Origin of the sequence: Vibrio sp. 1-2 (7-a) (genome assembly GCF_013048515.1) — a bacterium.
Lineage (GTDB): Bacteria > Pseudomonadota > Gammaproteobacteria > Enterobacterales > Vibrionaceae > Vibrio > Vibrio diabolicus.
Map to the genome: position 1 here is coordinate 77,864 of NZ_VHSQ01000010.1, position 14,914 is coordinate 92,777.

12 protein-coding genes are annotated in these 14,914 nt (G+C 44.3%); 5 read left to right on the plus strand and 7 right to left on the minus strand.

The window, feature by feature from the left end:
- Nucleotides 1–5: 5 nt before the first annotated feature.
- The gene (locus FKN08_RS19165) at nt 6–845 is read left to right on the plus strand and encodes an isopenicillin N synthase family oxygenase (protein ID WP_170892711.1); all 840 of its coding nucleotides are present in this window, start codon (nt 6–8) and stop codon (nt 843–845) included.
- 203 nt (nt 846–1,048) lie between these two features.
- Complete coding sequence (locus FKN08_RS19170; RefSeq protein ID WP_012842300.1) at nt 1,049–1,669, plus strand: DNA-J related domain-containing protein; 621 nt, start codon at nt 1,049–1,051, stop codon at nt 1,667–1,669.
- 82 nt (nt 1,670–1,751) lie between these two features.
- Here the strand turns inward: FKN08_RS19170 and FKN08_RS19175 are convergent, their stop codons facing one another.
- The 4 genes from FKN08_RS19175 to tesA form a co-directional block, all read right to left on the minus strand.
- Entirely contained in the window at nt 1,752–3,407 is a 1,656-nt protein-coding gene (locus FKN08_RS19175; protein ID WP_170892712.1) for an ABC-ATPase domain-containing protein, read from the minus strand.
- Nucleotides 3,408–3,478: 71 nt separating this feature from the next.
- Nucleotides 3,479–5,389, minus strand: a complete 1,911-nt coding sequence (locus FKN08_RS19180; RefSeq protein ID WP_053808423.1) for an EAL domain-containing protein — start codon at nt 5,387–5,389, stop codon at nt 3,479–3,481.
- 180 nt (nt 5,390–5,569) lie between these two features.
- Entirely contained in the window at nt 5,570–6,769 is a 1,200-nt protein-coding gene (fabV, locus tag FKN08_RS19185; protein ID WP_170892713.1) for an enoyl-ACP reductase FabV, read from the minus strand.
- Between the two features lie 82 nt (nt 6,770–6,851).
- On the minus strand, nt 6,852–7,454 hold the full coding sequence (gene tesA / locus FKN08_RS19190; protein WP_005395483.1) for a multifunctional acyl-CoA thioesterase I/protease I/lysophospholipase L1: 603 nt from the start codon (nt 7,452–7,454) through the stop codon (nt 6,852–6,854).
- On the opposite strand from tesA, the gene FKN08_RS19195 reads away from it, so the two are divergent.
- The 3 genes from FKN08_RS19195 to FKN08_RS19205 all read left to right on the plus strand — a co-directional run bounded on the left by FKN08_RS19195 (nt 7,453) and on the right by FKN08_RS19205 (nt 12,394).
- Nucleotides 7,453–8,145, plus strand: coding sequence for an ABC transporter ATP-binding protein (locus tag FKN08_RS19195; protein WP_005395482.1), 693 nt, complete (start codon nt 7,453–7,455; stop codon nt 8,143–8,145). The genes tesA and FKN08_RS19195 overlap by 2 nt on opposite strands.
- Complete coding sequence (locus tag FKN08_RS19200; RefSeq protein WP_170892714.1) at nt 8,145–10,601, plus strand: FtsX-like permease family protein; 2,457 nt, start codon at nt 8,145–8,147, stop codon at nt 10,599–10,601. Before FKN08_RS19195 ends, FKN08_RS19200 begins: the two co-directional genes overlap by 1 nt.
- A gap of 353 nt (nt 10,602–10,954) precedes the next feature.
- Nucleotides 10,955–12,394 carry an FAD-dependent oxidoreductase gene (locus FKN08_RS19205; protein WP_170892715.1) on the plus strand — a complete coding sequence of 480 codons (1,440 nt, stop codon included), beginning with the start codon at nt 10,955–10,957 and terminating at the stop codon, nt 12,392–12,394.
- 27 nt (nt 12,395–12,421) lie between these two features.
- Here the strand turns inward: FKN08_RS19205 and FKN08_RS19210 are convergent, their stop codons facing one another.
- Genes FKN08_RS19210 through FKN08_RS19220 form a run of 3 tightly spaced genes read right to left on the minus strand, consistent with a single transcriptional unit; the run spans nt 12,422 to nt 14,792 of the window.
- Nucleotides 12,422–13,357 (minus strand): biotin-dependent carboxyltransferase family protein, encoded by a 936-nt coding sequence (locus tag FKN08_RS19210; protein WP_170892716.1) that lies wholly within the window; start codon nt 13,355–13,357, stop codon nt 12,422–12,424.
- Nucleotides 13,354–14,037 carry an allophanate hydrolase subunit 1 gene (locus FKN08_RS19215; RefSeq protein WP_170892717.1) on the minus strand — a complete coding sequence of 228 codons (684 nt, stop codon included), beginning with the start codon at nt 14,035–14,037 and terminating at the stop codon, nt 13,354–13,356. The genes FKN08_RS19210 and FKN08_RS19215 overlap by 4 nt, the downstream gene beginning before the upstream one ends.
- Entirely contained in the window at nt 14,037–14,792 is a 756-nt protein-coding gene (locus tag FKN08_RS19220; RefSeq protein ID WP_170892718.1) for a 5-oxoprolinase subunit PxpA, read from the minus strand. The genes FKN08_RS19215 and FKN08_RS19220 overlap by 1 nt, the downstream gene beginning before the upstream one ends.
- Nucleotides 14,793–14,914: the final 122 nt, after the last annotated feature.

Sequence of the window (14,914 nt, forward strand, 5' to 3'; positions counted from 1 at the left end):
AAGCCATGAAACTGGAAACTGTCGATTATCTTGCTGACGATGCTGCTCAACAGTTCGTTACCTCTCTGCGCGAAACAGGGTTCGGTGTGTTGAAAAACCACCCGATTCCACAAGAGCTTGTAGAGTCAATTTACAAAAACTGGCATGAGTTTTTCTGTTCAGATCAAAAGAATGATTTTCACTTTAACGTAGACACCCAAGATGGCTACTTCCCACCTTCTGTGTCTGAAGTAGCGAAAGGGCACAAAGTGAAAGACATCAAAGAGTACTTTCATGTTTACCCTTGGGGCCAGATCCCAGAGCAACTTAAAGCTGAAATCTTAGAGTACTATGAGCGGGCGAATGCATTTGCTCAGGAGCTATTAGGCTGGGTTGAAGCGTACGCACCTAAGGACGTTCAAGAGAAGTTTTCTATCGCGTTGTCAGAAATGATCAATAACAGCGACAAAACATTACTACGCGTTCTTCACTACCCGCCAATGACAGGGGAAGAAGAGCCAGGCGCTATCCGTGCTGCCGCGCATGAAGACATTAACCTACTAACGGTTCTGCCAGCCGCTAATGAGCCTGGACTGCAAGTAAAGAGCAAAGAAGGTGATTGGATAGATGTACCATGTGACTTCGGAAACTTAATCATCAACATTGGTGATATGCTTCAAGAAGCGTCGGGCGGTTACTTTCCTTCAACGACTCACCGTGTAATCAACCCAACGGGTGGCCGTCAAGAAAAGTCGCGTATTTCATTGCCGTTGTTCTTGCATCCAAAGTCAGAAGTGGTTTTGTCAGAGCGCTACACCGCACATAGCTACCTTATGGAACGTTTACGTGAACTAGGGGTTATTTAACCTTTACGTGATCTCCTTACAAAGGCCGATGGTTGATGACTATCGGCCTTTTGTTGTTTATGGTACAAAATGATACCCACGCTTAATTCGGTGCCACAGAAATTGGGCCTGAAACACGCGTCAGCAAGCATTTTTACCAGTACAGATGAGCAGCTTTCTCTGAGATTAGTGTGATGCTTCAATATTAAAAACAGAGAGGATGAATGGAAGGACAACGCACGGTCAGTAGTATTGAGACTCACGCAATAGAAAACCCGTTGCTTTGGCCAATGCTAGAAATTCTTAGAAAGCAGCCTTCCGATTGGAAAGTTCACACCTTAGCAAGCAAGTTGAGTGAACAGGGCTACATTTCGAAATTGGATGATTCTCCTGATAAGGATTTATTCAAACGAAATTTCTTAATCATGAACGCGCTATACCAACTGCAAGAAACGCTTTACCCAGATGCCTGGCTGCAAGTTGAAGCGATGAATATCCAGCTGATGTCTTCGTTAGAAGCTTCGAGGCATATCGTTGATATTAACGACCCTTTGCGTGAATATTATCTGGATTGGCGCAACTACGAAGCGGACGAAGATGAAGTGCGTCGATTGTTGAATGAATTTTGGACCACTTATCAAAAATTCATTGGTGGTTCGTCTACAGTCAGCGTGGATAAAACAAAAGCACTCTCACTGTTTGAGCTTAACCCTGATGCAACACCCGCAGAAATTAGAAAGCAGTGGCGAAAACTCGCGCTTCGTTGGCACCCAGATAGAGAGAATGGTGATGCAGAAAGGTTTAGAATTCTTTGTGAAGCGTGGAATGTACTGAGAAACGAATGATTCGGTATGAATAAAGATAAAGGAAGGCAGCTAACTATTAGCTGCCTTTTTTCATTGGATTGTCTCAATCAGCGTATCAAAACTAGCATGATGGCTTAAACTGAGATTTTCTCATGCGGTTAAGCGCAGCCATTACGTCTAGTGTGCGTGGTTTGGCTAAGTCCCCTTGCTTAGGGAGCGATGCATGCCACTCACCAGACAGCATTTCTTCAATTTCCTTCGCTGGATGATTACACCAGCCTGGAAGCTGAGCGATTTGGAACCATAACCAGCCAATCGTGTTGACTTCATCAGCGGACTCAATCTGTTCCAAAGCGCTAAGGTCAGTAAACTCTTTGCCAAATCGAAGTGACTCTTTGCCTTTCGCATTCACACGGAATTTACCGTCAGTGAGAATATTCATCAAAGCAACGCGATTCAGGGCGCGAGGCGGGAAGGTTTGTAAGCGTTCTTCCGATTCGTTATGACGTTGAGTAGGGTGCTGAGCGATCACTTCTTTCGCTTTTTCTGTCACATCAACCGCTTGGTAGTCGTGCATCTGAATAACTGTGTCGGCAACGTCTAAGTAGTCGCCTGAACCACCCATAACGATAATGGTAGAGATATCGAGATCATCTCGCAATTGACCAATGCGATCGACAAGAGGGGTAATTGGTTCATCACCTTTTGCCACCAATGCCTGCATACGTTCATCTCGAATCATGAAATTCGTCGCAGAGGTGTCTTCATCAATCAATAACGTGCTCGCACCCGCTTCAATAGACTCTTGAAGCCAAGCAGCTTGTGATGTTGAGCCTGATGCATCTTGAGTCGAAAAGTCCGCTGTATCTTTACCCATTGGCAAATGGTTGATGTAATTCGACAGGTTCAAATGATGCACGCATCGACCATCTTCGGCGCGGATCTTCATTGCTTTGTCATCAGCTACGATGTATTCACGACCATCTCCTGGAATATGGTCGTAAATCGAACGCTCAATCGCATTCAGTAAGGTAGATTTACCGTGGAAACCGCCACCTACGATAAGAGTAATGCCCTTTGGAATCCCTAATCCCGTGACATGGCCTTTGTTTGGTGCATGTAAAGTCACTTGCAGCGATTCAGGGGCCTTGAACTCAACCGCCTCTTTCATTGGGAGATCACAGTTGCCAGCAATTCGAGGAAGAATGCTGCCATTTGCGACAAACGCAACTAGGTTATTGGCTTCCAACTGTGCACGCAGGGCATCTTGGTCTTCAACAACTTGGCAATGCTCCATCAATGCTGCTTTGTCGAGTTCACGTTCTAAGGTCGCTCGACGGATAAACTTAGGCAAATGGAAAGTCAGTATGTTGTTGGCTTTTTTCCCCAACACTGAACGACCTTCAGCAGGCAAGTTAACTCGAAAACGCAGTTCAATACCTTCCTCGGTAAACAATACTGCGGTGCTATCCAACACAGTTTGGCCATTCAATGAAATGGATACGGAGTTTTCTTGTTTAGCAAACTGCTCAAAACTGCGCGCAATAAAATCACGTGCTGCTCGTTGAAAAGCAGGGGACTCGTCTTTTAACCATTCCAGACCAGTCAAGGACCAGGCGCGAGTTGCACGAAAACGTGACGCGGAAGCATACGGATCTCCTTGTACGTGATCGATGAACAAAGTGAAATCAGTGAAGTCGTATTGACCTTTGATTTGCTGATAAGCGCGGTAGTTCTGCTTTTCAATTTTCTTAAGCGTGGCAGTCAACTGATCCATGAAGATATTGGCCTTTTAATAGAAGCGGGCGGCGATTATAGAAACCACCGCCACCTTAGTAAAGAGAATGCTTAGGAAGAGTAGGCGTATTGTCCGCCTGAAAGACGCTGATTAAACAAACTTTGCTCAAATTCATTACAAGGCATCGGTTTACCATAGAGAAAGCCTTGCCCAATATCACAACCCTCACCAATAAGAAACTGCTCTTGTTGGGGTGATTCAATGCCCTCAATAACCACTTGGAGGTCCAGTTTTTTAGCTATGTGTATGATAGAGCAAATGATCGCACGATCATCGTCCGACTTTTCCATTTGCTGGACAAAGCTCTTATCAATCTTTATGGCATCAAATGGGTATTTCTTCAAATAGCTGAAAGAGGCGTACCCTGTACCAAAGTCATCAAGTGATAATGTCACACCTAGTTCATGCAATTTGTTTAGCGTTGTGCGTGCTACTATTTCATCGGCAATTAAAGCGCTCTCGGTCACCTCGAGTTCGAGAAAATGTGCTGGTAAATGGAAGGATTCGAGTAGGTGTTGCACTTGCTCCGCAAAGTTCACGTTTTGTAATTGAATTGGAGAGACGTTAACGGCAATTTTGAAATTATCAATTAACTCCGACCACTGTTTAGCTTTGTCTATCGCGGTACGAAGAACAAAAGAGCCAACTTCAAAAATAAGTCCGTTTTGTTCAGCCATATGTATTAATGCTTCGTTAGAGACGTCTCCCAGTATTGGGTGTCTCCAGCGCAGCAATGCTTCTGCGCCAATCCATTTGTGGGTATGGGGATGAACTTTGGGCTGAAAGTACAGCATCAGGTCGTCATTTCTTACCGCTTGCAATAAGTAGCTTTCTAATTGATTGTGGTTGTTTAGCTCATTCGAATGACTTTCACAAAAATAACTATACGCTTCGCCAGACTCTTTACACAGCAGCATGGCATAGCATGCATTTTGAAGAAGTTGTTTGGCATTGCTGGTTTGGTGGGCTTGTACAACACCAATATAAGAGTTGAGGTGAACCTCTGTGTCTTTTATATAAAAGCTTCCCAAGCCAATATTGGTGATATCATCCAGTAGCTTACGCAATTTCATATCAATATCGTTGCCCCAAATGAGTAATACAAGGTCATTCGAGCTCGGCCTCCCGGTAACAAAATAACTCGATTCTCGTTTACCAAGGCGATACCGAAATTCCTTTAATATCTCGTCAAAGGCCTCAAAGCCATACCGGGTTTGGATACTGCGAGCATTACTAAAGCCAATGTTTATCACGAGCAGTGATTGCTGGCTATGATCCAACGTTCCGAGCGTTTCTCCGACAACACTTTCCAGTGCTGCGCGGTTTAAGAACCCGGTTCCCTGATCGTGTGTTTTTTGATAGCTCACTTGTTTTTCTGCGGCCTTACGACGATCAATCTCTTTTGTTAGGGAGTAACTCAACTGCGCTAGGTCCGTAGTACGGTTCTCAACTCGATTTTTGAGTTCATTATTGAGACGCTGGAGTTTGTGTTGCTGATACACGACGGAGAGCTGCGCTTCGATTGAGTCTTTGAAAGTTCCGAGCAATTGGCGGTAAGTGTCGCTGTATTCATTCTTCTTGGAATCAAGCATGCAGATGGTTCCAAACGTCTCTCCGTTTGGCCAGAATAACGGTAAACCACAATAAGATATCATGCCTAGTTTGATGTCAGGGTTATTGCACCATTCTTCATCCTCGAGCGCATTAGGAACCATGAGTTCGCTCTTATGCTCAATGACATGCTCACAATACAAACCGTTCCCGAGTAGTTCAGCATCGCCGGTACGATAGGGGTTACCTTGAGTTTCACTGGATGTGTTGACTTCAATACGATCTGGATGGATACGCATGATTAATGTGGTGGGTACGTGCGTTATTTGAGCCAGTAAGTTGACGATTTCCTGCCAGCTTTTTTGCATAGACTCAGGGATTTCATAATCTAATGTTTGCAATCTCCCCATATAGGTCATCCTTTACGTGGTTTCACTTCCTGTGAATTTAAAATGTAGACTGCTCTATCTTGTTCTCGGTTTTTAATTAAGTATAGGGTGGCTGGGGCTTGAAACAAAAAAAAGTCCTGAAAAGTGTTCAGGACTAGGAATAGTTATCACATATCTCATACTTGAAACAGATAACAATCATTAAGGTTTAAGCGATTTTAGCGACTCAATAGAAATGTCTTGCGAATAGTCGACGTCTTCAAAGTTAAAGCCATTTAGCTTCATAAACTCATCTTTAAAGCCTTGGTAATCACCAACCTCTTTAAAGTTATTCGCGTTCATTTGCTCTAAAAGAGCATGGACTTCTTGTTGTACTTGCGGGTCAAGCTCTAATTCGTCTATTCGGATTAAGCGTTCGCCGTCAACAGGCACTTTATCTTGATCGTACAATTTAGTCGTAAACAGTCGCTGCATTTGTTCAATACAACGTTCGTGAGTACCTTTTTCCTTCATCACTCGATACAGTGCTAAAAGGTAGGGACTTAGCGCAGGAATGAACACACTGGCTTTCGTCACCAACGCCTTACACACTGTTGCGTAAGCACCGCCGTCAAAGTTGGCAAGTTTTAGATTCAACGAGTGACTTGTTTGGTGTAAGTCGATTTTCGCTCGACCTAACGTACCATCGAGATAGATAGGGTGCGTAACGTCTGGTCCCATGTAAGAAAACGCGATGGTTTTGCAGCCTTGTGCAATCGAGTCATTATTAATCAGTGTATCAATCCAGCTTTCCCAGTCTTCACCGCCCATCACTTTGATAGTGGCTTCGGCCTCTTCCTCTGTTGCTGGAGTTAAAGTGGTTTCTACCCACTGATCGTTCTCCAGCATAATTGAAGCGCCAGTGACAGGCTCACCAATAGGCTTAATGACGCTGCGCCAAAACTCATCAGACTCTGGTTTAGGTCGAACACCCGTCGCTAAGCTATAGATGACTAAATCAACTTCACCTTCAAAGTACGTTTCAATGGCTTCAATCACTTGATTGCGGACAGAGTCAGAGAATGCGTCACCAACAATATTGATGGCGGTACGCCCCGCATGATTTGCTTCTTGTTTAAAAAAGATGTTGTTATACCAACCCGCACTTCCAACGCCTTTATCTGAAGGCCCGCGCTCGAAGGAGACACCAATGGTATCAGCTTTAGCACCTCCGAAGGTGAGGGCAATACGAGCCGCTAACCCGAAACCAGAGGAAGCACCAATAATCAAAACCCGTTTTGGACCGCTTTTGATCTGCGGGGCGTGTTTTACGTATTCAATTTGCTCTTTAATGGATGCATGACACCCGTATGGGTGAGCAGAGCGAGCAACAACACCTTGAATTAAAGGGTCTATTCGCATGTTGTTATCTATCCTCGATGAGTGGAATTGAAAATAGATTAACGTAAAGTTAAGTAAAACTTATTGAGCTAGACCATTAAAATTAGAGATGTTTAATTAATTCTTGAGCAACAAAGTCAGCAATCCAAGGCTGTGCATCAGGCTTGGGGTGAAGGCCATCATCCATCATCCACTCGGGTTTGATGACCACATGCTCCAAGAAGAATGGCATCAAGGTAACTTGTTGATGTTGTGCAAGCTTAGGGTAGATATCGTAAAACATATCGCTATAGCGCTTACCATAATTAGGTGGCACTCGAATTTGCATCATGACAACGTCCGCACCTGAATCTTTTATCATGGTAATCATTTTTGAGAGATTCGACGTAATAAGTTTAGGAGGGAAACCTCTTAGGCCATCGTTGGCACCTAACTCAATGAGCACCATATCAGGGCTGTGTTGGGTTAGCAGCTGTGGTAATCGAGCTAAGCCGTTGCCTGTGGTATCGCCAGAAATGCTGGCATTAATAACTGTTACATCTTGACCATGTTCTGACAACGCATCAGGGAGTAAGCTAGGCCAACTCTTTTCGATCGGCATCTGATAGCCCGCGCTCAGGCTATCACCTAAGACAAGTAGCTTTTCGCTCGCATGTGCAGTAGCGGAAAAACAAAAAAATAGAACTAAGGAAAGTATACGAATCATGCAAACACCTGTACTTAATGCACCTATTGTTCAAGCCAATTTGGTTTCTAAACAAGTCTCTACTAATCAAGAGCAATTAACAATCCTCAAAGATGTAAATGTTGACATCAGGAAAGGAGAAAAAATCGCCATCGTCGGTACTTCCGGTGCGGGTAAGTCAACGTTGATGACGTTGTTAGCTGGCCTTGATACACCAACATCAGGTGAAATTACCTTGTTGGGACATGAGTTATCAAAACTTGACGATGAAGCTCGCGCAAAAATTCGCGCTGACTCTCTAGGTTTTGTTTTCCAAAGTTTCTTATTAATCCCGAGCTTGAGTGCATTACGCAATGTCACGCTTCCTTGTCTTTTACGTGGTGAAGCCGAAGATGAAGCAAGAGCCGCCGAATTATTAACCGCTGTTGGATTGGAAAAACGTGTCGATCATCTTCCAAGTCAATTATCTGGTGGTGAACAACAACGTGTCGCGCTAGCACGTGCCTTTATGACACAGCCTGAACTGTTGTTCGCAGACGAGCCTACCGGCAATCTTGACCATCAAACCGCAGACAAAGTGATTGAGCTTTTATTCGATCTTAATGAGCAGCATGGAACAACGCTGATATTAGTTACACACGATGGTCATCTAGCAAGTCGATGTGACCGTATTTATCGTATGGAGGCGGGTGAGCTTAAGGAGGAGGTGTAATGTCTGCAGTATCATCAAGCGAAGCAACATCGACAGAAAGAAGCAGTGCAATAAAACACTCGTCAAACAAAAGCCTAATACGTTGGAGTTTCGGCGAAATAAGACAGGGGAACCTTTGGCCTATTAGCGTTGCTCTTATTCTTGTGATTGCGAGCATCTTTGCCCTTTCTGCATTGGCGGAGCGAATGGAGCAGGTGATCGTCAAACAGGGGAAGGATGCATTGACAGCGGATGCGGTGTTTGTGTCTGCTAATCCTATACCTGACACGTTGTTATCCTCGACTGAAAACCTAGAACGTTCGACGATGACACGATTTGCCACGATGGCATTTAGCGACAATGGTATGCAGTTGATTTCCGTAAGGGCAGTAGACGACAATTACCCTTTAATGGGAGAACTGGTACTAAACAACAACCCATCCGGTCGCGTTAAAGAGAACCAACTCTGGCTTGATGAGCGGATTATGGCTCAACTAGACGTCAATCCGGGTGACAGCGTCACTATAGGCGATGCCGATTTTACGGTTTCAGGTGCAGTGCTGATGGAACCTGGATTAAGCTTTAACCCATTTCAGCAAATGCCTTCTGCATACATTCATCAAAAAGACGTTGAGAAAACGGGAGCGATTCAAGTCGGGAGTCGAGTTCAATACCGTCTGTTTTTACAAGCCGATGATAAAACGCTAAAAGGCCTACAAGAAGATACTGTTCTTTCTCCTAGTGATCGCTGGCGCACGCAAGATACTGCCAGTCGTAGCAATGAGGTTTTTGAACGAACGACGCAGTATTTGTCTCTAACTGTTGCGATTGTCATCATTATGGCAGCGACAACATTGGTTCTTACTTGCCAAAACTATGTGAATAGTCGAACACAAACCATTGCGATGCTAAAAAGCCTTGGCGCAAGTCGACGATGGATTGAAAAATGGCTGTTTATTCAAGTCACAATCCTGCTCATTAGCGCCAGTGTCGTTGGGTTATTGTTGGGAAGTGGGCTGGAGTACTTGTTGCGCATTCCACTCAAAGACTTATTACCCGAGCCTCTACCTAGTTACGGCGTCACTCCATATCTAGTGTCGTTTATCTCAGCGGTCCTGATCACCGTTCCTGCCCTTGGCATACCATTGTTGGGTTTGATTAAAACTCCAGCCTTAGAAGTGCTACAGCAGGGTAAAGCACAACGTTCTTGGAAGCGAATGTTGCTCGTTCTAGTCCCCGTTGTTCCATTACTTTTGCTTTATGCTGATAATACCTTAGTTTGGATTGTTCTTATGGGTATTGCAGTACTGTTTGTTGTGCTTGCTGCAGTGAGCGTCGCACTCACAAAATTGTTTGCGCGTATTTCAACACAACCTGCCATGAAGCTTGCGTTGAGTCGTATCAACCGCACGCCAGTAACCAGTGGCCTGCAGTTTGGTGCTTTGGCATTGTCTTTGATGCTGCTATCTATTATCTGGCTTGTGCGCAGCGATATTCTCGCGGATTGGGAGAGAACCTTACCTGCAGACGCGCCAAATGTCTTCGCATTAAATATTGGTGATTACGAACTCGATAGCTACCTAGAAACCTTAGATAAAAATGGGGTTACACGGTCACAAGCTTATCCAATTATTCGAGGTCGATTGACAGAGATTAATGGTCAAAACGTCAAAGAGATTGAATACGAAGGAGAAGGCTCTGACGCAATACGTCGTGAATTGAACCTTACGTGGGGAGACAGCCTGCCAGAGTATAATGATGTGCTTGCGGGTGAATGGACAAATAAGGGGAGTGTCTCCGTAGAAGCCGATGTAGCAAATGACTTGGACATCGAACTTGGTGACAAACTGCGCTTTGTTATTAATAGCCAGAACTACGATGCGGTAGTAGATACCATTCGTTATGTTGAATGGCGTGATATGAAGCCTAACTTTTACTTTATTTTCTCATCCGACGTTATGGCTAATCTACCGGGTTCTTACCTCATCAGTTATAGAATTGATGAAGGGAACGAAGCACTATTAACGTCTATGTCTCGATCTCACCCAACGGTATCTGTTTTAGATATTCGTACCATGGGCGAAAAAATCCAGGACTTGATTCAACAAATCGTATCGGCAATCACTATTCTTGCTCTTTTAGGCGTGGTTGCGGGGTTGCTACTTATCTTTACGCTATTGAGATTAAGCTTATCCCAACGTCAGCAGGAGATCCGTTTGTATCGCACATTAGGTTCAAGTAAAAAACGGATCAATACAACTCTGTGGGCCGAATACGGCATTATGGCGTTGATAGCTAGCGGTGTCGCGGTATTCGCTGCGGAAGTTTGTGTGGCCGCGGTAATGACATATGGCTTCGATCTGAACGCACAAATTCACCCCGAATTGTGGATAGCTTTACCACTGGCAACATTTGTTACGTTGGCACTTGTCGTAATGAGTTTGTTGAAAAGATTGTTAACGCCAGTAAACACTTAATCACTGCAAATGTTATTAAATGCGGAACACTCCATGACACTTTTATTTTAGTTATCCACAAAAACAGTGGATAACTTTTGGGATAACTAAATGGGGTAAAAAGTGGGGTGTTTCTGCAGGCTTTGCGCCATGGGTCTTACAGTGAAATTGTTATTCACATAGGCACAAAAAAGTGTCTTCCTAACCATGTCGTCAAGTACTTTTTTTGCAATTTTTTTCTACTTTAACGCACCATAAAGGCGCAGTTGGATATTTCGCAAACCCATGAACTTTTTGTGATTTTAATCAAGCCCAAACACGAGTAGAATCCACCGTTAGTAAAGAATTTTCCTTATAAAATTTTTAGTGAAGCAATGAAGTCTGAGTTTCCAAATTACAAAGATAAGCACATCGCTGTTGTTGGTGGCGGTGTCGCAGGTGCAACAGCAGCAATTCATTTTGCGGAGCTGGGTTTTAAAGTTTCCGTAATAGAGAAGGGCGTATCACTGGTAAATGGTCCGCCCATTTGCCATTTACATGCAGGTGGCAACTTATATCGAGAGATTTCTGAGCAACAATGTTTAGATTTGTTAGCACAATCCATTGATACCGTTCGCCTATATCCGCTTTCACTGAATATTCGCCCGACGATCATTGCAGTCCCTTATTCTGATGGTGGAGATCCATCCGCACTAATTCCTCGACTAGAGGTGGTGAAAAATGCTTATCAAACGCTCGTTGATAAAGATCAAAGCAACAAAGTGCTTGGTGAGCCAAGCGAATACTACAAATTGTATTCAAAAGAGGATCTAGAAGCACTCGCACAACGTACTCAACCAAGTCACCCTGCAACCTTTGATGAGTGGTGTATTCCTTTTGCTCAACATGCTGATCTAGAAGCGCTAAAGTACCCAGTCGTGGCGGTTCAGGAATATGGCTGGAGTGTTTTTCGCCTTGCCGCAATTGCCAACTTAACGTTGAACGCTCTGCCAAACGCCTCAGTATGCACACAAGCAACGCTCAAACAAGCGGACTGGATGGGTAATCACTGGCAACTTGGTTACGAACGAGATGGCATTGATTATCTTATGACATGTGACTACTTGGTCAATGCATGTGGTTTTGAAACAGGATCCATTGACAATACCATCGGTGCCAAGCGTGATAGGTTAGTTGAGTTTAAAGCCGCTTACGTAACCAAGTGGGCAGACTGCCAACAACTGTGGCCAGAAGTTATTTTCCATGGGCCGCGTGGAACTGATAAAGGAATGGCTCAACTGACCCCCTATGGTGATGGTTATTTTCAGCTTCACGGCATGACGAAAGGCATTACGCTATTTGAAGATGGCTTAGTTGAGAGTACGCCGTCTTCTGCTCAACCCGAACTGCCAGTACCTTTACTCTCAAAGATACGTAACGGTTGGCGAGAAGAAGTCTTAGAAGAACGAACCAATAATGCTATTAAACACATGGCGCAGTTCATTCCCGACTATCATTCTGCTATCAAAGGGGGAAAAGCCCTGTTTGGTGCCCAGCAAATTCCTGGAACGGATCCGGTACTCAGGGCAGCCGATGTGACCTTTGAAGGCAACCATTACGCGCGGATAGAAGTGGTAAAAGCGTCATCAACACTACTTGCAGCGCAAAAAATGCTTCAGTTCTGGTTTGATATTGAACCTAACCAAAATGTGGAATCCCAACATCCTGTCGCTGTGCATTGGTCTGAACAAGAAATTGAACAGTACGCGATTAAACTCACGCAAGAGCGAGATTATCCGCAAGCGTTAGCAGAGCGTTATGGGATGCCGGCATAACCGTTACGTATGGGCTCAGAGGTTGTATTAATATCCAAAAAACTGAGCCCATTGGCACCATACTTCTTGCAAGCCTTGTCTATCTCCTTTCACAAAATTGACTTTTTGCCCGGGTTTCGCCTGTGCCAACCTTGGCAGGTCAATACGTGCTACACAGCCAAACTTAGGATAGCCACCGATGGTTTGGTGATCGTTGAGCAACACAATGGGATTACCATCGTTAGGAACTTGAATCGTTCCTAGCGCAATTCCTTCCGACAGTACGCCTTCGTAAGGCGGTTTGATTTTGTTTCCTTCAAGACGATAGCCCATACGATTTGAATCAGGGGATATGGTGAATGCGTTGCTATAAAAGGCTTGGCGAGCGCCTTCATCAAAGTCCTCATTTTGATAGCCTTCAATCACTCTCAGCTTGATAGGTAAGTTGTAATCCGGCTTAAAGCGAAATGTCATCAGCCTTGGTTTGTGTTTCGGTAAGTTATGAGGAAAAAAGGGAAGAATATCGCCTGCTTTTAAAGCGCCACCATTTGAGTCATAACCACCAAGAAATTCTCTCGTGACTGTAGAGGCACTTCCTAAGTGCTGAGCAATATCGAACCCACCTTTAACCGCAAGATAGGATCGAAGTCCATTTTTTGCGACTCCGAACTGCAGCTTCTGCCCCTTCTTCAACGTAAAGTCAGACCAATTTGAGATAGGCTCACCATCTATTTTTGCATTCAAATCACCACCACATATTGCAAGATGGCAGTTATGTAGTGCGACAAAGCAAGCGTTACCCAAAGTAATTTCAATCGCTGCACAATTGACTACGTTACTAAGTAAATGGTTTGCCCAACTGTAGGCGTAATCATCTACGGGGCCACCTTGAGTCACGCCAATATGCGCTAAGCCAAAACGACCAAAGTCTTGAATCAAAGAAAGTGGCCCTGACTTTTCCACCAGCAATCCAGCGTAACTCATAGAACACCTCCTAACTCGATAAACTTTTGTTTGGAAATGGCATCAAACGTGACCTTGTCACCTACTTCAAACGGTATAAATGGTGGCGTATCAGAGAAAAGGGGAAGCGGGCTTCTACCGATAATGTTCCATCCGCCAGGACTATCTGATGGATAGACGGCCGTTTTAGAGTCTGCGATTCCCACACTTCCGGCTGGTACTCGCGTTCTTGGTGTAGCTAACCTTGGCATATATAATTGAGTATCGACATCGGATAGGAATGCAAAACCCGGAGCAAAACCAATCGCTGAAACCGCATACTCGGCTTGAGTATGTAAGGAAATGAGCGCGTCTAATGATAGTCCACGATCTTGAAAGCGGGGCAAATCTAGCGCGGTTTCTTCGGAGTAGTATACGGGAATAGTGATGTGGTTAGGTTGAACAAGGCTGAGCGATTGAGTATCAAACTGACTGATCATTTGATGCAGTTTATGCACTAAATCTTTTTCATTGATTCGAAAAGGCAAGTAATCAATGAGGATGGTTTGATAGGAGGGGACCACGTTCATAATGATTGACGCTAGAGTATCTTTGATGTTTCGAGCAAGTTCTCCGACCGCATTTTCAGAGATATTCTCGTCAAACTTAATGAAAATACTGCACTCAGAGATCAAAGAGATACTAAATTTCTCTTTATGCATTAATTTCCTCCTGCGTATAGGCTTTGACGGATCTTTTGGATCAGAGCGATCGACTCTTCATTGTCACCATGAACACAAATCGTATCGGCTTCCAGTAAAATGTAGCCGCCAGAAGCGGTTTTGACACGCCCAGAATCTGCTAACGTACGGACTTGCTCAAGTATCGCATGCTCATTCTTCAACACGGCATTAGGCTGTGTCCTAGGTGTAAGTAATCCGTCATCTTGATACAAACGGTCTGCAAATGCTTCAAACAGCAAGGGAACGTCGTAATCATCTGCGATTTCTAAGTATTTTTCGTTTTCCTGTGACGCTAGAATCATTAACGGCACTTTGAATAAAGCTGCCGCCTTTACGACTGATCTAAATATCGCATCACTTTTCATCATGTCGTTGTATAACGCGCCATGAGGCTTTATATAGCTGATATCTGTGTATTGAGCCCGACAAAGTGCCTGTAAAGCGCCTGCTTGGTATATAACCATGTTAGTAATTTCATCACCCGTCATGTTTATACTGCGCCTGCCGAAGCCTTGGAGGTCGGCGTAGCCCGGGTGTGCTCCAATATCAACATCGTTGTCGTTGGCGAGACTGATAGTGTCGTGCATGACATTAGGATCGGAAGCATGAAAACCACACGCGATGTTTGCCATATCAACATGAGGCATAACATCTTCGTCTGCCCCCATAATCCAAGAGCCAAAGCTCTCACCCATGTCGCAGTTCAATGTAAGTTGCTGTTTATTCAATGTCATACGTTTTATTTCTACACAAGCAATGGGTTCACGATGCAGGAAAATGCATCTAGGTTCAGTGACTCACTTCATTCTTCTATCATGAAAGCGAGGTTTATGATCTGATGGCTGACGAAAAAGAT

Bases quoted from the DNA above. Each gene is read 5' to 3' on its own strand.
- FKN08_RS19215 (WP_170892717.1), bottom strand. From the start codon at position 14,037: ATGCATAAAGAGAAATTTAGTATCTCTTTGATCTCTGAGTGCAGTATT.
- FKN08_RS19195 (WP_005395482.1), top strand. From the start codon at position 7,453: ATGCAAACACCTGTACTTAATGCACCTATTGTTCAAGCCAATTTGGTT.
- FKN08_RS19200 (WP_170892714.1), top strand. From the start codon at position 8,145: ATGTCTGCAGTATCATCAAGCGAAGCAACATCGACAGAAAGAAGCAGT.
- FKN08_RS19205 (WP_170892715.1), top strand. From the start codon at position 10,955: ATGAAGTCTGAGTTTCCAAATTACAAAGATAAGCACATCGCTGTTGTT.
- tesA (WP_005395483.1), bottom strand. From the start codon at position 7,454: ATGATTCGTATACTTTCCTTAGTTCTATTTTTTTGTTTTTCCGCTACT.
- FKN08_RS19170 (WP_012842300.1), top strand. From the start codon at position 1,049: ATGGAAGGACAACGCACGGTCAGTAGTATTGAGACTCACGCAATAGAA.
- FKN08_RS19180 (WP_053808423.1), bottom strand. From the start codon at position 5,389: ATGGGGAGATTGCAAACATTAGATTATGAAATCCCTGAGTCTATGCAA.
- FKN08_RS19210 (WP_170892716.1), bottom strand. From the start codon at position 13,357: ATGAGTTACGCTGGATTGCTGGTGGAAAAGTCAGGGCCACTTTCTTTG.
- FKN08_RS19220 (WP_170892718.1), bottom strand. From the start codon at position 14,792: ATGACATTGAATAAACAGCAACTTACATTGAACTGCGACATGGGTGAG.
- FKN08_RS19165 (WP_170892711.1), top strand. From the start codon at position 6: ATGAAACTGGAAACTGTCGATTATCTTGCTGACGATGCTGCTCAACAG.
- FKN08_RS19175 (WP_170892712.1), bottom strand. From the start codon at position 3,407: ATGGATCAGTTGACTGCCACGCTTAAGAAAATTGAAAAGCAGAACTAC.
- fabV (WP_170892713.1), bottom strand. From the start codon at position 6,769: ATGCGAATAGACCCTTTAATTCAAGGTGTTGTTGCTCGCTCTGCTCAC.